General features: G+C 61.8%; 19 protein-coding genes. 14 read left to right on the forward strand and 5 right to left on the reverse strand.

The genetic code is table 11. The features are described 5' to 3' along the window. Window positions 1-115: 115 nt before the first annotated feature. The gene (locus D8M41_RS08400) at window positions 116-868 is read right to left on the reverse strand and encodes a Bax inhibitor-1/YccA family protein (protein WP_006887062.1); all 753 of its coding nucleotides are present in this window, start codon (window positions 866-868) and stop codon (window positions 116-118) included. Beyond that, the gene (locus tag D8M41_RS08405) at window positions 865-1647 is read right to left on the reverse strand and encodes an HAD family hydrolase (RefSeq protein WP_006887002.1); all 783 of its coding nucleotides are present in this window, start codon (window positions 1645-1647) and stop codon (window positions 865-867) included. Before D8M41_RS08405 ends, D8M41_RS08400 begins: the two co-directional genes overlap by 4 nt. 176 nt (window positions 1648-1823) lie before the next feature. On the opposite strand from D8M41_RS08405, the gene D8M41_RS08410 reads away from it, so the two are divergent. The 4 genes from D8M41_RS08410 (at window position 1824) to D8M41_RS08425 (ending at window position 5184) form a co-directional block, all read left to right on the forward strand. Further along, window positions 1824-2129, forward strand: coding sequence for a type II toxin-antitoxin system Phd/YefM family antitoxin (locus tag D8M41_RS08410; protein ID WP_006887068.1), 306 nt, complete (start codon window positions 1824-1826; stop codon window positions 2127-2129). Window positions 2130-2132: 3 nt separating this feature from the next. Continuing rightward, window positions 2133-2558, forward strand: coding sequence for a type II toxin-antitoxin system VapC family toxin (locus D8M41_RS08415; protein WP_006887047.1), 426 nt, complete (start codon window positions 2133-2135; stop codon window positions 2556-2558). Window positions 2559-2653: 95 nt separating this feature from the next. Beyond that, window positions 2654-3751: an ABC transporter ATP-binding protein gene (locus D8M41_RS08420; protein ID WP_006887017.1), complete on the forward strand. Its 1098-nt coding sequence runs from the start codon at window positions 2654-2656 to the stop codon at window positions 3749-3751. After that, window positions 3751-5184: an FtsX-like permease family protein gene (locus tag D8M41_RS08425; protein WP_006887007.1), complete on the forward strand. Its 1434-nt coding sequence runs from the start codon at window positions 3751-3753 to the stop codon at window positions 5182-5184. The genes D8M41_RS08420 and D8M41_RS08425 overlap by 1 nt, the downstream gene beginning before the upstream one ends. Window positions 5185-5659: 475 nt before the next feature. On the opposite strand, the gene D8M41_RS08430 is transcribed toward D8M41_RS08425, so the two are convergent. Both D8M41_RS08430 and D8M41_RS08435 read right to left on the reverse strand, forming a co-directional pair. Beyond that, the gene (locus D8M41_RS08430; RefSeq protein WP_126926796.1) at window positions 5660-7090 is read right to left on the reverse strand and encodes an FtsX-like permease family protein; all 1431 of its coding nucleotides are present in this window, start codon (window positions 7088-7090) and stop codon (window positions 5660-5662) included. Between the two features lie 13 nt (window positions 7091-7103). After that, window positions 7104-8204 carry an ABC transporter ATP-binding protein gene (locus D8M41_RS08435; protein WP_126926797.1) on the reverse strand — a complete coding sequence of 367 codons (1101 nt, stop codon included), beginning with the start codon at window positions 8202-8204 and terminating at the stop codon, window positions 7104-7106. A 312-nt stretch (window positions 8205-8516) separates the two neighbouring features. Here D8M41_RS08435 and D8M41_RS08440 point away from each other — a divergent pair, with 312 nt between their 5' ends. The 8 genes from D8M41_RS08440 to D8M41_RS08475 all read left to right on the forward strand — a co-directional run bounded on the left by D8M41_RS08440 (window position 8517) and on the right by D8M41_RS08475 (window position 19252). Further along, complete coding sequence (locus tag D8M41_RS08440) at window positions 8517-9890, forward strand: histidine phosphatase family protein (protein ID WP_174232422.1); 1374 nt, start codon at window positions 8517-8519, stop codon at window positions 9888-9890. Beyond that, on the forward strand, window positions 9883-10464 hold the full coding sequence (locus tag D8M41_RS08445) for a VanZ family protein (protein ID WP_231375470.1): 582 nt from the start codon (window positions 9883-9885) through the stop codon (window positions 10462-10464). The genes D8M41_RS08440 and D8M41_RS08445 overlap by 8 nt, the downstream gene beginning before the upstream one ends. A gap of 297 nt (window positions 10465-10761) precedes the next feature. Next, window positions 10762-11553, forward strand: a complete 792-nt coding sequence (locus D8M41_RS08450; protein ID WP_023134337.1) for a DeoR/GlpR family DNA-binding transcription regulator — start codon at window positions 10762-10764, stop codon at window positions 11551-11553. Continuing rightward, window positions 11550-12518 carry a 1-phosphofructokinase family hexose kinase gene (locus D8M41_RS08455; RefSeq protein ID WP_023134336.1) on the forward strand — a complete coding sequence of 323 codons (969 nt, stop codon included), beginning with the start codon at window positions 11550-11552 and terminating at the stop codon, window positions 12516-12518. Before D8M41_RS08450 ends, D8M41_RS08455 begins: the two co-directional genes overlap by 4 nt. 156 nt (window positions 12519-12674) lie before the next feature. Beyond that, entirely contained in the window at window positions 12675-14810 is a 2136-nt protein-coding gene (locus tag D8M41_RS08460; RefSeq protein WP_023134335.1) for a PTS fructose transporter subunit IIABC, read from the forward strand. Window positions 14811-14863: 53 nt separating this feature from the next. Further along, window positions 14864-16558 (forward strand): phosphoenolpyruvate--protein phosphotransferase, encoded by a 1695-nt coding sequence (gene ptsP, locus D8M41_RS08465; protein WP_023134334.1) that lies wholly within the window; start codon window positions 14864-14866, stop codon window positions 16556-16558. A 199-nt stretch (window positions 16559-16757) separates the two neighbouring features. Then, window positions 16758-17036: an HPr family phosphocarrier protein gene (locus D8M41_RS08470; RefSeq protein WP_006887010.1), complete on the forward strand. Its 279-nt coding sequence runs from the start codon at window positions 16758-16760 to the stop codon at window positions 17034-17036. Between the two features lie 218 nt (window positions 17037-17254). Further along, the gene (locus D8M41_RS08475; protein WP_037286827.1) at window positions 17255-19252 is read left to right on the forward strand and encodes a threonine/serine ThrE exporter family protein; all 1998 of its coding nucleotides are present in this window, start codon (window positions 17255-17257) and stop codon (window positions 19250-19252) included. Window positions 19253-19330: 78 nt separating this feature from the next. Here D8M41_RS08475 and D8M41_RS08480 read toward each other — a convergent pair whose 3' ends face one another. Then, window positions 19331-20011 carry a uracil-DNA glycosylase gene (locus tag D8M41_RS08480; RefSeq protein ID WP_006887052.1) on the reverse strand — a complete coding sequence of 227 codons (681 nt, stop codon included), beginning with the start codon at window positions 20009-20011 and terminating at the stop codon, window positions 19331-19333. Window positions 20012-20099: 88 nt separating this feature from the next. Here D8M41_RS08480 and D8M41_RS08485 point away from each other — a divergent pair, with 88 nt between their 5' ends. Both D8M41_RS08485 and D8M41_RS08490 read left to right on the forward strand, forming a co-directional pair. Beyond that, window positions 20100-20327 carry a DUF3263 domain-containing protein gene (locus D8M41_RS08485; protein WP_023134332.1) on the forward strand — a complete coding sequence of 76 codons (228 nt, stop codon included), beginning with the start codon at window positions 20100-20102 and terminating at the stop codon, window positions 20325-20327. Between the two features lie 211 nt (window positions 20328-20538). Continuing rightward, on the forward strand, window positions 20539-21126 hold the full coding sequence (locus tag D8M41_RS08490) for a LytR C-terminal domain-containing protein (protein ID WP_006887015.1): 588 nt from the start codon (window positions 20539-20541) through the stop codon (window positions 21124-21126). Window positions 21127-21164 lie beyond the last annotated feature (38 nt).

The raw sequence follows: 21164 nt of genomic DNA on the forward strand, positions 1-21164 counted from the left end.
GTAAACACAAAAACTGATGGCCCGTGAAACATGAGGTTTCACGGGCCATCAGTTTTAGCCCTCACATCTGCCTGCAACAGGCCCCGCCTGCTGGGGATGGATCGGCGGCGGGCCGCTACCGGTCATCGTCATCGCGCGGGTTAAGCATCCCCGGGCGGTACCGCGGAATCTGCGGTTCAGTGCCTTGACGCTCAGCATAGTCGGTGGGGCGCAGCACCCGCTCGTCCTCATCCTTCTGAGTGTAGGCGGCAAGGGCCAGCATGCCGTAGGTCAGCCCCGCAAAGATAAGCGCAGTCATCCCAATCTCAGCCCACATGACCGTGTAGTTACGGCGCAGATCCTCACCGGTATTCGCGTACAGCACCGGAACAACGGTGAAACTGGCAACCACAGCCCCCACCCCGAACACGGTGATAAGATGCGGCAGCAGCCACCACCGGGAATGCTCACCCCGCTGCACCGCCTCCTCGCCGGGGGCACGCAGCACCGCGAACAGGCGGCGGCGCACCGCCACCCAGCACCCCACACCCGCTAAAGACAGCAGCGTGCCAGCAAACGTTGCGAGCAGGGCCGACGCAAACAGCCCGGCACCCGCAATCGCCAGGCCCACCGCCAAGATCATGAGCCCCATCATATTAAGAAGGCGGCGGCGGGCACGGACAGCCAGTACCGCAGACACCTCATCGGGTACGGTGTGCTCCCGAGTGTTCTTGGGGGCATCCCAGAAGGGGCGGTAGTATTCAAGCTCCTCCGGGTCCATCTGATCGAAACGTAACCCGTAGCGGCTCTGCGTTTTGTTTTCCCTACGCGCTGGCGGCGGGGTGCCGGGGCGGTTCATGCCGGTGCCCGGGGTGTTGTTCTCGCTCATGCGTGTGCCTCCACCAGCGGAGGCTCATCTTCAGGGCTGTGCGCACCCTCCGCAGCACGCGCCCTCTCAAGTGCAGCAACCCAGGTGCGGGCCGCATCCCACAGGGCCGGGTCTGTGAACGACTCAAAATACCCGTACCCGGCGGGTGCGCTGGCCGTATCACCATCCGGTACGTAAATCAGCACCTTCGTGCCAGCATCTCGCGCCGCCTGCGCACCAGCCGCAGAGTCCTCAATAGTGAGCGCATCCGCTGGGTCACATCCTAGACGGCGCGCGGCCTCAATATACATGTCCGGGGCGGGCTTACCGTGCGGCACATCCTCACTGCTGACCCAGGTGCGCACCAGCGGGGCGTACCCGTATGTGCGCATCTTAACATCAAGAATCTGCGCCGTGGAGTTCGAAGCGACCGCCACCGGCATATGCTCACTCAGGTACCCCAGGAACCTCTGCGCGCCGGGGATAAGCTCAACACCGGCACTGATCACCTGAGCCTCAATCTCCAGCAGCTCCCCCAGGGTGGCCTGCACATGTGCGCTGTACGCGGCGGTGTCGGTCATATCACCGGCGTAGGTGAACTCGGCTAGGGCTGCGGCAACATCGTGCGCCGATAACCCGGTGAGCCGCTCCTCAAGGTCGGGGGTGAAGGGGATGCCCCACTGCTGAAAAAGCTCGCGCTGCACGCGGTTCCAGGCTGTCTCGGAGTCAAGAAGAACCCCGTCACAATCAAAAACGGCGCATTGGGGGAACCAATTATCGGGCACGGTGTGTTCAAACATGCTCCCATCTTCTCATGTCTTGGAGCTGCCTCGCTTTTAAACATTTTTAAACCGCCAAAAGCGGGTATTGCCCGAGAAGCTGAGATTCTCTCACCTTCTCGGGCCAAGATCCTCTGCTCACGGAAATAAGAAATATAGTAACATTACTACAATTGGACTTTGGGGGAGAGAAAACTATGACGACTACAGTATCAGCACGCGAATTTAATCAGAATGCCAGTGCCGCCCTGCGCCTCGCCGCAGAAGAACCCGTCTTTATTACCAAACGCGGCACACCGACCAACGTTATTTTGAGTATTGAAGACTATCAACGACTGACCCAACCGCAGCCTCGGCGTTCCTTGGCGGATGCGCTTTCCACCATGTCGGCAGAGGCGGGCGAGATTGATTTTGAGATTGACCGCGAACCGAGCATCCCAAACCCGCACCGCGAGGTAGACTTCACAGAAGACGGCGACTTTTTCGGCAGCGAGGAGAACTAATCCGTGTACCTTGCCGATACAAATGTGATCTCCGAACTGCGTAAATACCGCTCGGGCAGAATGCATCCTTCGGTGCGCCGTTGGGTGGAACACGTAGACGTGAACGACGTGTATATCAGCGTGATTAGCATGATGGAGATTCGCACAGGAATCCTGCGGCGTGCCCGTAAAGATGCGGCCCAGGCTCAGATTCTGCAGCAATGGTTCTCTCATGAGCTTGCGCCGGAGTTTGCGGGGCGCATCCTGCCGGTTTCTTTAGAGGTTGCTCTCACCTGCGCTGAACTCCACGTGCCGCATAAGAAATCAGAATACGATGCGCTGATCGGCGCCACTGCCAGGGAACACCATCTGATGCTGGTGACTCGTAACGTTGCAGATTTTCAGGGTATGGGCCTCGATATTCTCAACCCGTTCGAATTCCACGTATAGTGCATGCCGTGAGAGTAGGAGGAAGCGGAAATTCACGGGAAATAGCCAGCTTCAGGATGCCCTCCCCTCGGTGCAGCGGGGGGATACTAGAAAACATGGCAAACGAATACCCCCACGAACAGACCGACAACGCCGCCGACAAAAAACCAACCCACCGGGACACCAGCCACCAGGTGGCCGCATCGGCCCCACCGAACGAGCAGCCCCTAACCGGCGGCCAAACACCACCCAACGGGGCCGCCACACATAACGGTTCAGGCCCGCCTGAACCCACGGAAACCACACACCCCCCGGCCCCAGGCACACCCCCGCAGCCTGCCCCCGAAGAGCACACCGCAGCATACCCGCAGCCGCATCCTGGGGCAGCCCACGCCAACCCTGCCCCAAACACCGGGGCACCCACCCCGGACATGCCGCCCGCCCAGCAGGGGTACGGTGCGTACCCGCCGCCAGTGGCCGGGGCCGTCATCTCTGCACGTGGCCTCAGCAAATCCTACGGCCCCAACACCGTACTGCGCGGGGTATCCCTCGACATCTACCCCGGCGAATCCGTGGCCATTATGGGCCCCTCCGGATCCGGGAAAACCACCCTGCTGCACGTGCTTTCGGGCATTATTAAGGCAGACGCTGGCACCGTGCACATTAACACCGGCACGCACAACACCGCGCATGTTGGCGCCCCTACTGAGCTGAGCTCCCTCACCGAGAAACAGCGCACCGCCCTGCGGGCTGGCAGCTTCGGGTTCATCTTCCAGCAAGGGCTGCTCGTACCCGAACTCACTACCGAAGAAAACGTGGCGCTTGCCGCTATGCTCGCTGGGACATCGCGTGAGCAGGCGAGCATGGCCGCGACGCATCTTCTGACCCAGCTGGGTCTGGGGACGATGCTTCAGCGGCGCATCGGTGAGCTGTCCGGCGGACAAGCCCAGCGCGTGGCTATCGCCCGTTCCCAGGTGACCGGCGCGCCCATCACCTTCGCCGACGAGCCCACCGGGGCGCTTGATACTGCCACTGCGCAGGAGGTTATGAACCTGCTGCTGGCCCTGATCCCGCAGCAGGGCAAAACCCTGGTGATCGTCACCCACGACCCGAATATTGCGGCGCAGTGTTCCCGTACGATTCACCTGCTTGACGGGCAGATCGTGCACGACAGCCAGCACCCCGCCCAGCCCCGGCAGGAAGGTACACACTAATGCAGACCTTCACGATGCTCGCCCGCCGCACCCTACCCACCACGCAGGCGGTCATGCCGGTGCTCGCCTTTGCGGCATCTGCGGCGTTGACCCTGCTGGTAGCGGGCGGTATTCAGGCGTTTCACCTGTGGCTGGGCGACCCGAGCCTGCCCGGTCGTGGGGCGCAGAGCCGCCCGAGCAACTACTTACAGTCGGCGTATATTCTGCTCGCGTGGGCCAGCGGGTTCCTGCTGCTCACCCCGCTGTTCACGCTCGGGGCCTCCGCGGCACGGCTGAGCGCACGCCGCCGCGATGACCGCCTGGCGACCCTGCGGCTGCTGGGCGCGTCCACGGGGCGTATTACGCTCTACACTGTGGCTGAGGCGCTGATTTATGCGACCGTCGGGTTCTTCATCGGTTTTGTGCTCTATCTGGTGCTGACTATTCCGTTTGGGATGCTGCATTTTCTGGACACCCCGCTGGGGGCGCATAATATGATCCTGCCGGCGCATCTGGTATTTGCCTGTTATGTGGGGTGCCTGGTGATTGCGGCGTTGAGTTCGCTGTTTGGCCTCTCAAAGGTGACTATTAGCCCGCTGGGGGTCCGCACCCGCGCTAATGCACCGAAAGCGGGTATTGTGTTCCTCATCGCTGGCCTGATGGTTTTGGTCTTAGGCTTCATCGGGGCGCAGCTGGTGTTGGAGATCCTACGCGCAAGTGTGAGCGATGGGACTTTTGGGACAGCCATGTCTGTGATGTTTGTGCTGCTGATTCTGACCCTCATTGTGGTGTTCCCGCTGGTGCTGGGCATGATTGCGGTGGACCTGCTCGGCGGCTTTACCGTGTGGCTGTACGCGACGATTCGGGTGCGTATCGCCCGCACCCCCGCAGCTCTGCTGGCGTGGCGGGCGGTTCTGGAGTCGCCGCGCGCCGCCTGGCGGCAAGTCTCCGGGGTGGCCATGACCACATTCATTGCGGCCCTGATAGGCCCCGTGCTGGGGCAGCTGTTTCGTGAATCCACGTCGCAGGCTAGGAGGAACGTGCAGGATGATACACTGCTGAACGATATGTGGCAGGGCCTGTTCCTGCTCATGTTCCTCTCCTACCTGCTGGTGGCACTCTCAGCGTTGCTCAACCAGTCCGCCGCCATCTATGAGCGCGGATCGCTGTACTCCTCCCTGCGAATGATGGGCACCGAAGCAGCAGTACTCAAACGGTCGAGGCGCATCGTGGTTTTCGGCCCGCTGCTGTTAGTGAGTACGCTCTCAGGGCTGTTGGCGTTGGTACTGTTCGGTCTCATTGCTCGGTCGGGCGTGGAACCACGGTTTCTGCTCCAGTCACTGGGCATGATTGTGGTTGCTATTGTGCTGGGTATGGGTCTGGTGTTCGCATCGTTGGCAGCCACCGGGCCCGTGATGGAGCGGGTGAGCCGTAAACCGGTCTCGGCGGTATAACGTCCTCTTTCCTTAACCGCGAGAAGCGGGTTTTTAGCCCAGAACCCGTTTCTCGCGGAATAATGCGGAACAACGCAGGGTATCCGTAAACGCACTATAACGGTTCATATAATGCGGTTTCCTCTGAAGAGGCTGGGGAGCGTCTGAGCTACGGCAGAGTCCATGAAGCGCTGAGCGCGGTCAAGGGGTTTATCGGGCGGATGCGGCTCTCATAAAAAAGCTCCTCGTTGTGGAGGTCGATGGGGCGCTCAAATATTCAGGGCGGGCAGGATATTCCGGATGAGAAAACCCGTGAGGACGCCATCCGCCTGGAGGGGTGGGAACTTGTGAGATCCACGGGGGAGGAGGTGCTGCATCCGGGCCGTACGGAGCAGAAACTACTTACAACTACCTACAGTGTAGAGGTATTTGTTAACTTCGCGAGAAGCGGGTTTTTGATTGAAAACCCGCTTCTCGCTGTCAGGGGGGGGAGTCGCTACACCGCCGAGACCGGCTTGCGGCTGATCTGTTCCATCACGGGCCCGGTTGCCGCCAGTGCTGCGAATACCAGCCCCAGCCCCACCGCAATCGAACCAAATACCAGTGCTGCGGTGTATAGCAGCCCCGTTCCGGTGAGCGCCGAACCAAGCATCAGCACGAACAGGGGCAACGCCACCGCCGCAGACATGCAGCTCACCAGCAGCAGCGGCCCAAAAACCACAATGCGCCTTGAACGTTTCAAAACCGCAGCCTCGGTACCCATCATTCGCAGCGAGGAGTACAGCGATCCGCGCTCATAGATGGCGGCGGACTGGTTGAGCAGGGCCGAGAGCGCCACCAGCAGGTAGGACAGGAACAGCACCAGCACCAGGCCCTGAAGCATATCCCCAATGAGATAGGATTCCGCCGAGCCTTCTTCCACACCCGATGCGGAATTGATCATGCCCAGAATCGGCCCCATGAATGCGGCAATGAACGTGGTCATGGCCACCCCGGAGACCTGCCGCCAGGCGGCGCGCGGCGACTCCAAAATGGAGCGGTAGGCCAGCAGAGTTGCGGGGGTGCGGGCGGTGCGAACCCGAATACGGGCGTACAGGCCCACCACGAACCCGCCGATCAGGTCTACGGCGAGCATTGTGAGCAGGAACGGCAGCCCAAACATGATGGCAATTACCAGTACCAGCACAAACCCGTTCGCCCCCATCGAATCGGCTGCGAGATTCATGATGACCTGGGACGCAATCGCCCCGATGAAGCCCACCACGAGGAGCACACCGCCCAGAATGAGGGCGCGTTTGCCCAAGGACGGCTTATCCGAACGGGTGCGTACCCCCAGCGGGCTAATGGTCACCTTCGAGAGCCCAAAGAGCGAACTGGTTGCGGCAATGATCAGGCACACAAGCCCGCAGACCAGCACGATGGGCAACGGCAGCAGCATATTTTCGGGGCCGAGCGGAATATTCTGGAAGCGCAGCATCCCGAAGGGCAGCACCAGAATCAGGTACACGATAAACCCGAGCACGAACCCAACCGCAGCGTAGATCACGGAATCGAGCATGGTGTAGAGGGTAAGCTGCCGGGTGGATGCCCCCAGCAGCCGCAGGGTTGCCAGGCGGTCATCGCGGCGGCGCGCGCTCAGCCGTGCCGCGGAGGCCCCGAGCGTGAACAGCGGGGTGAGCAGCAGGAACCCGCTGACCCAGGCGAGCATCAGGTACAGCGGCTGCAGCGTGTGCGCCGTGTTTTTGGTGCCGGAACCTGCCTCGACCGAGGTGGCCGTGCTGGCGTCCCCACCCAGCCACAGGTAGAAGGCATGAATACCTCCGGCGATCAGCAGAAAGAGCGCTGCGGATGCGGCAAAGGCGAGCACCGGCAGGGTTGCCTGTGAGGTGGGTAGGGTGCGGCGTGCGAGAAGTTTGAAGGTCTGCATCGCTAGGGCCTTTCTAGGCGGTTTCAGTGCTGCCGGGTGCGGTGGCGTGTGCGGCGGGTTGGTCTGCGGGGCGTGCCTCTTCCACAATCTGCCCGTCGCGCAGGTGGATGATTCGTGAGCACCGCTGGGCCACCTGCGGGTCGTGGGTGACGATCACCAGGGTTTTGCCCTGCTGCGGGATGAGGGCCAGCAGCAGCGCCATGGCTTCGTGGGCGGTGGTGGTGTCGAGTGCGCCGGTGGGTTCGTCGGCGAAGGTGATGGGCGCGCCGGTCACCTGGGAGCGGGCGATAGCCACGCGCTGGGCTTGCCCGCCGGACAGCTCACCGATGCGGCATTGGAGTTTGTCGCCGAGCCCGAGCTTGGTGAGCAGGTCAACGGCGGCTACTCGCGCCTGTGCGCGGCCGCCTCCGGCGAGCATGGCGGCGAGCGCCACGTTTTCTTCGGTGGTGAGTTCGGGTACGAGCAGCCCTTGCTGGAAGATGAACCCGAAGCTGCCAGCCCGCAGGGCGGTGCGCTGTTTTTCGGTGAGGGAGCTCAGATCTACCGTGTTTGGGCCTGCCCCGGGGTGTGGAGTGGTGATGTGCACGGTGCCAGCGTCTGCCTTAATAATGCCCGAAAGCACGTGCAGCAGGGTGGTTTTCCCGGAGCCGGAGGGTCCCATAATGGCCACGGATTCGCCGGGGTAGATGTCGAGGGATACCCCGCGCAGTACGGTGTTGGGGCCGTAGGTTTTGGTGACTGAGCGTGCGGAGATAATGGGTGCTGCGGTGCCAGGCGCCGAGGTGGAGGCAGCTGGCACCGCAGCGGTGGGTACCGGCGCGTCCAGGACGGGGTGCGCCGGTACGGCCCCGGCCGCCGAGGTGGGGGCAGCCGGGGAAGCGTGTGGTGGTTGGGCGGGGGCTGGGGGGCCCGCGTGGGGTGCTTGTGGTGCTGGGGCATATTGTGGCCCCGGGCGGGCCGCTGGGGCATGCTGGGGCGCATTCGGCTGTGCGGTGTGCGCCGTGCTGTGGTGGGCCCCGTCATACGCGTATGTAGTGGAGGGGGCTGTGCCGCGGGCGGCGGGGGCAAAGGGTGATGCGGTTAGGCCGTTGCTGGGGGTGTATTCGTTGTTCATAGTCCCAGTATTTCAGGGCGCAGGGGGTGTTTTTATGCCCCTGGGGGATGATATTTTCGCCTTCTGTACGGGGGTTTTCGGCGGCATCTCATCCTTAGGGTGGAGACGCCGGGGCGGGGTCCTCACCCTACGGTATGACGTGGGGAAGTACTGAGGTGTTGACGATGTGGGTTTAAGGCTTCTGGCCGGTGGTGTCTGCCCGCTGGGGCCGCGCAGGGTAGGACAGGTATGCGGGGAAGCCAGCCTGTGAGAATCCCACAAATTCTCACTTAAACCAAAGCTTTAGAAGGAAATTCATGCATAATTGAGGGCATGACTATCACTCACGGCTCATTACAACATCCTAATTCTGACGGCGCGCAGATCGGCAGCGGCGCCTCTCACCCCGAAACCGCGCAGCCTCCGCAGAACCTGCAGGCTGCCCCCGACCGGGACAATAGCAGACAGGAGAACACCGCAGAGCACAGCGCTAAGACGCACCCTGCCGGGCGTATCCTTATGCTGCGGCATGGGCTGACTGACTGGAATATTGAGCACCGCTTCCAGGGCAATACCGATATTCCGCTGAACGATGCTGGGCGCGAGCAGGTGCGCGGCGCCCTGAATGAGTTCGCCGCCCTTGCCTCTGACGGTGTGCCGGTGGATGGGGTGGTGTCTTCCCCGCTGGTGCGCGCGGTTGAGAGCGGGAAGATTATTGCTGAGGGCTTGGGGGTGCCGTATTTGGGTGCCTATGAGGGCCTGCAGGAGCGCGGCTTCGGCGAGCTGGAGGGCCTGGTGGCCACCCCTGAGCTGGTGGCGGATGCCCGCAGCGGTGCGAACCCGACGGTTGAGCCGCGTGAGGAGTTTGTGGCGCGTGCCTTGACGGCGTTTAACCGTGTGCGTGCGGCGCATCCGGGGAAGAATATTGTGGTGGCCACGCACGGTATGCTGATTGCGGTGACCATGACTGTGCTTCTTGAACATGAGCACCCTGAGGCGCTGACGGTGGACGGTATTTACCCGATCCCGCCGAACGCCTCAATTACGCAGCTTCCCACGGCGTTGCTGGATGCGGCGATTGACCGGCACGTGGCCACGCACAGCGAGGGCGATGTGGGCCCCGAGCCGCTGCCTGAGGGTCTTGCTGGCGGCACGCTCACGCTGATTCGGCACGGGCAGACCGACTGGAATAAGAACCGGCTGATGCAGGGCGTGAGCGATATTCCGTTGAATGAGACTGGGCGTCAGCAGGCGCATGAGACCGGGGCGAAGCTGCAGCAGATGGGGCTGAGCTACGACCGGGTGCTTTCTTCCCCGTTATCGCGTGCCCACGAAACCGCGCAGCGTGTGGGGGAGTTTTTTGGGCTCACGGTGAGCCAAACGTACCCCGAGCTGGTGGAGCGGGCGTATGGTGCTGCGGAGGGTAAGAACATTCCCGACTATGAATCTGATGCCCCCGACCGTTTTTACCCGGGGGTGGAGACGGAGCGTGACCTGTATGTGCGGGCGGTGCGTGCCCTGCGTGAGGTGGTGCGCCAGTACCCGGGGGAGCGGCTGATGGTGGTTTCGCATGGCAGCCTGATTCGCCGTGCTATTTCGGCGGCGCAGGGGTATGAGCATACGCAGGAGGTACCAAACGCGCAACCGCTTGAGGTTGATATTGCGGGGCTGTTTGCCTGGGATTCGCGGGGGTATTTCGGTGACTAACAGGGATGCTTTTGGCGCCGTCACCTTCCGGGGCGCTGAACATCTCACCGATAGTCACACGTATTCGTCTGCTGTTTCCTATCCGCCGCGTTCTGCGCGTTATGCACGCCTGTGGCGGTGGGCTCTTATTGTTCTGTTTGTGGCCTACCTGTGTGTGGTGGGTTCTATTGTGTTTGCGCCCGTGCACGTTGATTCGGGTGAGGCCGGCGGCAGCCTGCGCGAGTTTTTGGAGCGCGGCCACGCCCAGGGGTGGCTGCCGGGGCTCATCACCTATGAGAGTGTTGAGCGGGCCGCGAATGTGGTGATGTTTTTCCCGTCCGGGGTGCTGCTGGGGCTGCTGCTGCCGCGCAGGGCGTACCCGTACATTATGGTGGGCGGGTACGCGGTGTCGTTGGGCATTGAGAGCATTCAGCATATGATGCCGAACCGTACAGCGGATGTGTCGGATGTGCTGATGAACGGCACCGGCACCCTGCTGGGGGTGCTTGCGGTGCGTGCCGGTGCCGCCGTATGGGGCCGGCTGCAGCGGCGCACCACTGAACCTGAAGGGGCCGCAGTTTCGGGTAGGCCGTAGCGGCGTATCGGGGCGGCTGCTGGCTGGTTCTTGGGTGTGGTTTCCTGACCGGGTGCACCGGGCGGTGTGCCGGTGGAAGCCACCCCTAATGTGGTTTTTCTAGCGAAATTTCGTCATATATGTGAGCCTTAGGGTGGGTTCTATTGACGTGCCCACAGAAACCCACATAAAATCAAGTACAGGGCTGTTGCAATGGGTTACAGCTTGAAACCAGCCAGGAGCGCGTGACTGTTCTTGCCGGAATGGGCCGCCTCTGCCACCTACCTTTACCGCCCCGACCGAAAGTGAAGAACACCTATGTTCGCTGAAGAACGCCGCGCTGAAATCGCGAAGCTTGTAGCGTCGGCTCGCCGCGTCAACGGCGCGGAACTCGCACGCCGCTACGACGTGACGATGGAGACCGTGCGCCGCGATCTGGCCGCCCTCGAAGAAGCAGGCAAACTCCGCCGTGTACACGGTGGTGCCGTAACGGTGGAGCAGTCCACCTCCCTTGAATCCTCTATCGCCTCGCGGCAGGGCATGAACACCCCCGAGAAGCGGCGTATCGCCACGAAAGCGTACAACATGCTCCGCGACTCCGAGGTGGGCTCTATTGTGTTGGATGCGGGTTCGACCATTGAGATTTTGGCGGATCAGATAGGGGCTGAGAACTTTAGCCTCAAAACCGGTAGTGACCGCATTATTATTACCCACGCCCTGCACATTGCGGTGAAACTCGCTGAGGCTGAGGGCATCACCATGGAGCTGGTGGGCGGTCAGCTGCGCAAAATGACGTGGGCCGCCATCGGTGCGCGCGCCGCGAACTATTTCTCCACCGTGCGCCCCGACATCGCTTTTATTGGGGCTAACGGTATTGGCTCCGAGTTCGGTGTCTCAACCCCCGGCATGAACGAGGCGATTGTGAAGACCGCTATCTGCAAGTCGGCCCGCCGCGTGGTGCTGCTGTGCGATTCGGCGAAGTTCGGCAACGAGTCGCTGGTGCGGTTCGCCGATTTTGAGGATATTGACACGCTGATTACTGACCGTGCACCCGAGGGAGAGCTGGCTCAGGCGCTGGAGGGGGCCGGTGTGGAGGTGATTATCGCATGATTATTACCCTGACCGCTAACCCCAGTTTGGACCGCACTATTGAGCTTGGCGCGCCCTTGGCGCACGGGGCTGTGCAGCGCGCAACCGGCGCCGTACAGGACCCCGGCGGCAAGGGCGTAAATATTTCCCGCGCCCTGCACGTATCCCACGTTCCGACCCTTGCCGTTATCCCCGGTGAGGCCACCGACCCGGTGCTGACCGGACTGCGCGAGGTAGGCGTGGAGTACGCGAGCCTGCCCACAGGTGAGCCAATCCGGTCAAATATTACCGTGGTAGACCCGGATGGTACCACCACCAAACTAAACGCCCCCGGAACCCATTTCACCGCCGAACTGCGCCAGGCTCTAGACCAGCTGGTGGTGGAACGCGCGTGCGCGGTGAACGACGGGCAGCAGGCGCACTGGGTGGTGCTGGCCGGCTCACTGCCGCCTGGGCTGGACGCCTCCTATTATGCCGAGCTGGTGGGTAAGCTGCGTTCGGCCGGGTTTACCGGCAATATCGCGGTTGATACTTCTGAGGCCCCGCTTATCGCCACCGCGCGCGGGGAGCATAAACCCACCCTGATTAAGCCGAATTCTGAGGAGCTGGCGCAGCTGACGGGATCCGATAACTGGCGTGAGCTTGAGGCCAGCCCCGAACTGACCGCCCGCACCGCCCGGCACCTGGTGGATCAGGGTATCCGGTATGTGCTGGCTACCCTGGGTGGGGAAGGCGCGGTGCTTATTAGCGCTGAAGGTGCCTGGTGGGCTAAGCACGAACCCGTGACGGTGCGCAGCACGGTCGGTGCCGGTGACTGTTCCCTGGCGGGTTTTTTGATCGCTCACGAGCGCGGGGCCTCCCCGCAGGATGCGCTGGTGCAGGCGGTTGCGCACGGTTCTGCGGCTGCTTCCCTTCCGGGCACGCGCGTACCCGCCCTTGAGGCGACCACCCCGCAGAAGGTTACCGTGCAGACCCTGGCGGTCTAACACCGTTCAATGCAGGTAAACCCACACGTCAGAATATTCCAATAACAGAATACGAAGAGTTTTCACCCTATATATCAAACAACACCCAGCCGGAGCGGACCCCATGCAACCCCAACCCGGCGCACAACACACATACCCCCAAGGAGGGTAGTAGACATGTCTGAACTCATCGCACCGGAGCTCGTCCTGCTGGATGAGAACCTTGGTGACTCACGTTTTGACGTTATTGAACGGTTAGCCCACACCATTGTGAAGGCTGAGCGCGCCAATGATTTCGACCAGCTGTACGCTGATGCGAAGGCACGCGAATCCAAGACCGACACTGGCATCCCCGGCGGTATCGCCATCCCGCACTGCCGCTCGGCGGCAGTCACCGTGCCCACCCTAGCCATGGCCCGCCCCAACCCGGCCGTGGACTTCGGGGCGAAAGACGGCCCCGCCGATTTGATCTTCTTCATCGCCGCACCCGACGGGGCAGACCAGGCGCACCTGAAGCTGCTCTCCACCCTGGCACGCTCGCTCATGAAGAAATCATTCACCGCATCCCTGCGCGAGGCAAAAACCCCCGAAGAGATCGTGGAACTGGTCTCCGGGGCGCTCGGCGGCGGGAACGCGAAAAAAGACGCAAAGAGCACCGCAGCGAAAGACTCTGCTACGAAAGACTCTGCGGCCGCACCGGCAGCCGGTACCGCCAGCTCTCAGGGCGGTACCTCCGCTGAAGGCAGCGACAAGAAAGCGGAGCCCACCGAAGCAAAGGCAGCGGCACAGGCTGAACCCGCCGGTGAGGACAGCGCACCGGCAGCCGCGAAAAAGAAAATCGTGGCCGTCACCGCCTGCCCCACCGGCATCGCCCACACCTACATGGCCGCCGACGCCCTCAAATACGCGGCAGAAGACCTCGGCTACGACTTCAAAGTCGAAACCCAGGGCTCCTCCGGTAATGAGACCCTCACCCAGGCCGATATTGATGAAGCCGACGCCGTGGTGTTTGCGGTCTCCGTGAACGTGCGCGACCGCAACCGCTTCGCCGGTAAGCCCTACGTGGAGTCCCCGGTTAAACGCGGTATTGACGAGCCCGAAGCCATGCTGAATGAGGCCCTGGCCGAGGCCGAGAACCCCAACGGTAAGCGCGTGGCTGCGGCTACCTCCACCGCTGAGGACAGCTCCTCCGCCGTTGAAGGCTCGTGGGGTACGCGCATCTACAAGGCCGTGATGACCGGTGTGTCGTACATGATCCCGTTCGTTGCTGCGGGCGGTATTATTGTGGCGCTGGGCTTCATGCTTGAGGCAGTCACCACACCAAACCTGGGGGACCTGAATGAGGCCGCCCGGAAGAGTATTCTTGAGAACTCCTCTCTCTTTAATCTCAACGGCACCCACTGGACCCTGTACCTGGGCGTGGTGCTGCACACTATTGGCGGTTTCGGTATTGAGCTGATGGTGCCCGCGCTCGCCGCCTACATTGCGTACGGTCTGGCGCAGCGGCCCGGTATCGCCCCGGGCTTCATCGCCGGTACCGTGGCGGTCACCGTGAAAGCTGGCTTCCTCGGTGGTATTGTCGGCGGTATCCTCGCCGGTGTGGTTGCCTACGGACTGGGAACACTAAAACTGCCGCGCTGGCTCGGCTCCATGATGCCTGTGGTAATCACCCCGCTTGTCACCTCCCTCATAGCGGGTGCCGTCATGTATCTGCTGCTGGGTGCACCCCTGGCCTGGGTTATGTCTGCACTGCAGGGTTGGCTGACGTCAATGTCGGGCACTTCCTCCCTTGTTCTTGGTTTGATCCTGGGCGCTATGATGGCCTCCGACTTGGGTGGCCCCATTAATAAGGCGGCCTACCTATTCGCTACTACCGGCCTCTCAAACGGCGGTGCCGTGAACCAGGAAATCATGGCGGCCGTCATCATCTCCGGTATGGTTCCGCCGCTGGCCATGGCGCTGGCCACCACCCTGCGCCCCAAACTCTTCACCGAACCCGAACGGGAAAACGGCAAAGCCGCGTGGCTGCTGGGTGCGTCCTTCATCTCCGAGGGGGCTATCCCGTTCGCTTCGGCGGATCCGCTGCGCGTGATCTCCTCCTCCGTTGTGGGCGGTGCGCTCGCGGGTGCTATCTCCATGAGTGCGCATGTGGCCTCCCCGGCACCGCACGGCGGTATCTGGATTGTTCTGCTGAGCAATAACGTGCTGATGTTCCTGGTGGCGGTAGCTGCCGGAACCCTGCTTTCGGCGCTGGTGTACCTGGTGCTGAAATCGATCGGCGCTACATCAAAGGCCGAGAAGGTCGCGGCTTAAGACGTAGAACACGCTACACTTGAAGACAACTTCAACCTAAGGAAAATACCCTCATGACTACTTATAAGGGCGTTGGTGTTTACGCCGGACGCGTGATTGGTCCCGTCAAACAGATGCCCGAACCTATCCAGGAACCTAAAGACGGGCTGCGCCTGAGCGGCGAGACCATTGAGGCAGCATCCCAGCGCATTAAAGACGCCTCCCAGCGCGTGAAGGAAGACCTGCTTTCCCGCGCCGAGCACGCCGGGCGTGACGGTAAGGCCGTGCTGAAGTCCACCTCCCAGATGGCCACCGACCGTGCGCTTATTAAGAGCGCCATTAAACTGGTTGAGACCCAGGAGATGGCCCCCGAACGCGCTATCTGGGAGGCCGCGACCTCCTTCGCTGACCAGATGGCTGCCCTTGGCGGGTACATGGCTGAGCGTGTAACCGACATCCACGATGTGCGCGCCCGCATTGTCGCCGACCTCACCGGCCAGCAGGCCCCCGGCATCCCCTTCTCGGATGAGCCGTTTGTGCTCGCCGCCATTGACCTGGCCCCGGCCGATACCGCAACCCTAGACCCCGAGAAAGTGATCGCCCTGATCACCTCCGACGGCGGCCCGCAGGCGCACACCGCGATCCTGGCACGCGGGCTGGGCCTTCCCGCGATTGTGGCGGCTAAAGGCGTGACCGAAATCCCCGACGGCACCGTCGTATACGTGGATTCTAACGAAGGCATAGTGGACACCGAACCGACCGATGCCGACCGTCAAGCCGCCGAGAAGTACGCCAACCGCAAACCTATCGCCGACTTCGACGGTGAAGGCGTGCTCGCCGACGGCACCCGGGTGGAGCTCTACGCAAACGTGGGCGACGGCAAATCCGCTGAGAAGGCTGCGAGCCTCAACGCCGAAGGTGTGGGCCTGCTGCGTACCGAATTTGGGTTCCTCGGTCATGACGCCGAGCCGAGCATTGAGACGCAGGCACAAACCTACAAGTCCGTTTTCGACGCATTCCCCGGCAAACATATTGTGGTCCGCACCCTGGACGCGGGCGCCGATAAGCCCCTGCCGTTCCTGAACGTGAAAGAGGAAGAGAACCCGGCGCTGGGTGTGCGCGGGTTCCGCACCGACTGGACCGTACCCGGGGTGCTCACCCGCCAGCTGGAGGCCATTAAGAAGGCGTACGACGAGTCAGACGCCGATATTTGGGTGATGGCCCCCATGATTTCAACCACCTCCGAGGCGCGTAACTTCGCGAAAATGCTCAAAGAGGTAGACCTGCCGGTGCACGGTGTGATGGTGGAAACCCCTGCCGCCGCCGTGAACGCTGAGGCAATTCTGGGCGAGGTTGATTTCGTGTCGATCGGCACGAACGACCTGACCCAGTACACCATGGCCGCCGACCGCCTGCTGGGCGATTTGGCGCACCTGAACAACCCGTGGCAGCCGGCGGTGCTGAAGATGATTAAGCTGACCGTCAAGGGCGCCAAGCGGGCCTCCGTGAACGCGGGCAAGAAGAAGTACGTGAGCGTGTGCGGTGAGGCTGCCTCAGACCCGGCGCTGGCCGTGGTGCTGATCGGGTTGGGCGTGGACACCCTGTCGATGAACGCCGCCGCTATTCCGGCGGTCGCCGCGGTGCTGAAGTCTGTGACCTTGGAGCAGGCGCGGCACATCGCCAATAAGGCGTTGGAGCAGATCTCTTCGGCTGAGGCGAAGTCCGCGGCCCGTGAAGAGCTGCCGATCCTGGACGAGCTGGGCCTGTAGTAGCGCCCGCTGGTGTGCGGGACGCATCGGGGGTTGAGGCCGCGTTAGAGCCGCAGCCGCCGATGCGCCCCTGATGGGGTCATCATGAACCTAAGTAGTGGGCGGAAATTTACGGTAGAATCACCTAAATACGGGTACAAAACCACCCGTCTGCACTAGAATAGTAAGCAACGTAACTTATTCCATAAAGGAGAAAACTATGGCAGAGCGCGAAGCAACCATTGCCAGCCGTGTTGGTCTACACGCCCGTCCGGCAGCTATTTTCGCTGAGGCAGCAGGCGACCTCCCCGTCGAGGTTACTATCGCGGCCAAGGGTGAGCCCGCCGATGAGGCTATGGATGCAGCATCCATCCTGTCCTTGATGTCTTTGGGCGCTAAGCACGGTGACGTCGTTGTTCTGCGCGCCGAAGGTGAAGGCGCTGAAGAGGCTCTAGACACTCTGGTCAAGATCCTTGAGACCGACCACGACGCCGAGTAAACACGGACTATACGATAACGTGTAGCCGTCTTATTCGACTCAGACGCCCCGCCGCCGGACATGTCACCGGCGGCGGGGCGTTTAATCACCCAGCTCACCGCCCCTGAGGGTATGCTGCGCTCAGCAATTTTTACACTAAATTTTGCTGCGTTTTTTGTTTCACGCACAGGTGCTGCTTGCTAGACTAGGTACGCAGCCCAAACACTTCGGAGACACCTATGGCAGATGAGCGGAACCGTCCCACCGACGACGGTTCAGAACCCCACGATAATCCACACACCACACCGCGCCCCACAAGGTATGAGCCGCACGCGCACCCCATGCCAGCTGTGTCGCTGAACCAGGTGAACGACGCGCAATTACGGGACGCGCTTGCGCATTCTTCCCGCAGCTCCCGCAAAGCACTGTACGAGGTGGCGCAGGCGCACGGGGTTGAGACGAGCACCGAGCAGACGCAGCTGCTGCCGGTGGATGAGGCAGGCATGCCGACTGTCTCCATTGACGATGAGCTGGTGCCCGAGCCGATGCCGGGTGAAACCACCCCCGAATCCTCTGAGGTGGCTGCGGCCTACCCGCCTTCACGCCCGGTTCCGATGACGGGCATGATCCCGCGTGTGCCGAATTCGCAGGCGGCCCAGCGGTTCGGCGGGGTGGATCCCGAGCCGCCAGAGGGGTACGCCTCCCCGAAGTCGGAGCCGACCACCACCTTGCCGACGGTGCGCCGCGGCGGGGGCGGGCGCTGGGGCGTGCGTACCCTGCGGTCATTTGTGCGTCCGGGCGCCGAGGGCCCCGCCCTGCGCGGCAGCGCCCGTATCGCTCAGCGGCAGTTTGCGCTCAAGAGCCGCAAGGAGGAGCAGGCCGCGCGTGAGGCGTTCCGCCGCGAGAAAGAGCACGCCCGGGACACCTTGAACTACACTCTGCGTCTTGCTGAGGCGATGTTCCATTACGGGGCGGATGCCATGGATGTGGATTCCGCTATTATTGCGGTTTCTTCGGCGTTCGGCCTGGATTCGGTTGAGGTTGATATTACCAACCAGTCGGTGACGATTAACTACACCTCTGACCCGGACACGTACATGGAGTCGCGCATTATGAAGCGCGTGGGCCTGGATGAGAGGTTCACCCACACCCTGGTGCGGGTGGTGCGTTCTTCTACGGAGAACTACGAGGCGCTGGCCTCCATTTACGAGCTGATTCACGAGATTACAGCCGGTGGCATCACCCTTGAGGTGGCGGATCTGCGGTTGAGTGAGATTACGCACCGCCCTAAACCGTACCCGCCGGCGGTGATCTGGTTGGCGAATATTTTTGGGGCTTCGACGCTTACGGTTGCTCTGGGCGGCGGCTGGGCGACTGCGGTGGCGGCGGGTATTATTTTTACGCCCGTGTACCTGCTGATTCAGTGGCTGCGGAAGATTGGGATGCCCGCGTTCTTCCGGATGGCCGCCAGTGCGGGGCTTATGACGTTCCTGGCGATTCTGCTCGGTGGTGAGGGGTCGATGCTGCACCGGCCGGATACGCCGCTGTCGGCGCCGCTGGTGGTTGCGGCGGGTCTGATCATGTTCCTGCCAACATCCCGCCTGGTGTCTGCGGTGCAGGACGCGATTAATGGGTTCCCGATTACTTCTGCGGGGCGGTTCGTGTCTACAGGTATGAGCTTCCTGGGGCTGGTGATTGGTATTGCCAGCGCGGTGAGCGCCTTAGCGGTTTTTGGCGGGCCCACTATCGATATTGAGCAGACGAAGTTCGTCCCGTCCGATACCGCCACTTTTTCTGTGTTTATGTTGGCGGCGACCGCGTCGTTTGCCGTGGCGGCGCACACGAAGGTGGCGAAAATCGGCTGGCTGCTGATGATTACCACGGCGGGCCTGATCACGTACTACGGGTACTGGGTGCTGACGGGGGAGAGTACGGGCCGGTCAAATACGGCGCTGGCTGCGTTTGTGATTGGCCTGTTCAGCACCTATATGGCGTATAGGCTGCACGCGCCGCAGGCGATCTTTTCGATTCCGGCGCTGACGTTCCTGCTGCCGGGCCTGGAATTTTTCCGGGGCATGTATCTGCTCACGGTTGATACGAACGTGGTGTTCGGCCTCTCCAGCATGGTCACGGCGGTTTCGGTTGTGATTGCCATGGCGGCGGGCACGGCGGCGGGTAACTACCTGATGCAGTACCTGCTGCAGCGGTTCGCACCGACCACGGGGGAGACGGACTAGCCTAGCCCCCTTAAAACGGTGTTGCCGTAGCCGGGCGGATGTGATTCCGTTCGGCTACGGCAACCGCCGTTTAAAACCCTATTTGACGTGCCAGTCTACCCCGGTGGCCCCCTGCTGTGCCAGCAGCTCGTTCACGCGTGAGAACGGGCGGGAGCCGAAGAACCCTTTGCTGGCTGAGAGCGGTGAGGGGTGCGCCGACTCCACGCACGGGTACGGTGCGAGCATGGGCGCGGTGCGGCGTGCATCGGCACCCCACAGCAGCCCCACCAGTGGTTTGTCGCGGGCTACGAGGGCTTCAATGGCCTGCTGGGTCACCTGTTCCCAGCCTTTATTGCGGTGGGAGGCGGGTTTGCCTTCTCGCACGCTGAGCACCCTGTTCATGAGCATCACCCCTTCGTCAGCCCAGCTGGAGAGGTCGCCGTGTTCTGCGGGGGCGATTCCTAAATCGTCATTGAGTTCCCGGTAGATGTTGTTCAGCGAGCGCGGCAGGGGGCGCACATCGCGGTGCACTGAGAATGACATCCCCATGGCGTGCCCGGGGGTGGGGTACGGGTCTTGTCCGAGGATGAGCACTTTGACTTCGCTCATGGGTCGGGCGAAGGCACGGAAAATGTCGTCCCCGGCGGGGAAGGTGCGGTGCCCTGCGGCGTGTTCGGTGCGCAAAAAATCGCCCATGGCGCGGATTTGCGGTTCGACCGGAGCGAGGGCTTGCGCCCATTCTTCGTGCATAATGGACGACAGCGGCGGATACTCGGACATGGATACCTCCCGTAGGTGCAGCGCACACAACATAAATTACGTACTCTAGAGTAGAGCACACCCGGTCTGTGAGAACACCCGCGAGGTCATGGTGAATAAGAAATTTGAGGAACTCAGCCCCTTGGAACGGGCCATTATTGGTATTGAGAAGCGCCGCTGGAAGTACCAGGGGTCGAAGGAGAAAACCATTGGGGCGCTGGGCATCACACCTATTGCCTATTATCAGAAGCTCAACACGATGATTGATGACCCTCGCGTCATTGCGGCGGAGCCGATTCTGACTGCGCGCCTGCGGGAGCACCGCGACCAGCAGTAGCGTTCTGGCGGCGTTGAGCACCGCGCCCAATGAGGGCCGCAGGGCGCCTGCGGTTCGGCAGATAAATTAGCCACAAAACGGTAGAGGATGCTGAATAACTCTTCCTGAAAACTTTACAATGGGTGTGTTATTGTTCAGACCCGTCCTTGGAGTCAGGCGAGAATCCCTGTAATCTGTATAGAACACCAAAGACGACCCACCCGAGAGATGCATGAGTAAGTATCCGCACGACGAATTCGATGATATCGACGAGAATACCGCCCGGCGCGGCATCTATCGCGGTACTATCGACGACCCCGCTAAGGACCCGCGAGGAGCCATTCCTCTTGTCACGGCCGGGGTTATTGCGTTGCTCTTGGGCGCGTCCATGTATGTGATGGCTCCCCGCTACAGTTCACCCAACTCTGCGGGCTCTAAAGCGTATGCGGGTAAGGCGGCAGCCAGCCCTTCCAGTAACGCCCCAAAAACTGATGGCGGGAATAAGAGCGGCAGCGCCCAGCCGTCGCAGTCGTCGAGCCAGAGCTCCACCTCGGGGACTGTGGCCGTGTATAACGCGTCGGCCCCTTCGGGCAGCGCATCCCGTGCCGCCGCTAAGCTTAAGAGCTACACCATTAGCGAGACCGGCAACTGGCCCGGTAACCCGCCGCAGAGCAGCACCGTCTACTATAAGAGCGGCGCCCAGCAGCAGGCCCAGCAGGTTGCTAACGCTGTGGGTATTAGCAATGTTCAGGAAGGCACCGCCGAGGATCTGGGCAGTAACGACACAGTCGTGGTGCTTGCCAGCGACTTCCAGAGCTAGTTCATCCCTTCTTTCCCCTGCACATGATCCGGGCGTTA

This window comes from Rothia sp. HSID18069, assembly GCF_003989155.1.
Lineage (GTDB): Bacteria > Actinomycetota > Actinomycetes > Actinomycetales > Micrococcaceae > Rothia > Rothia aeria.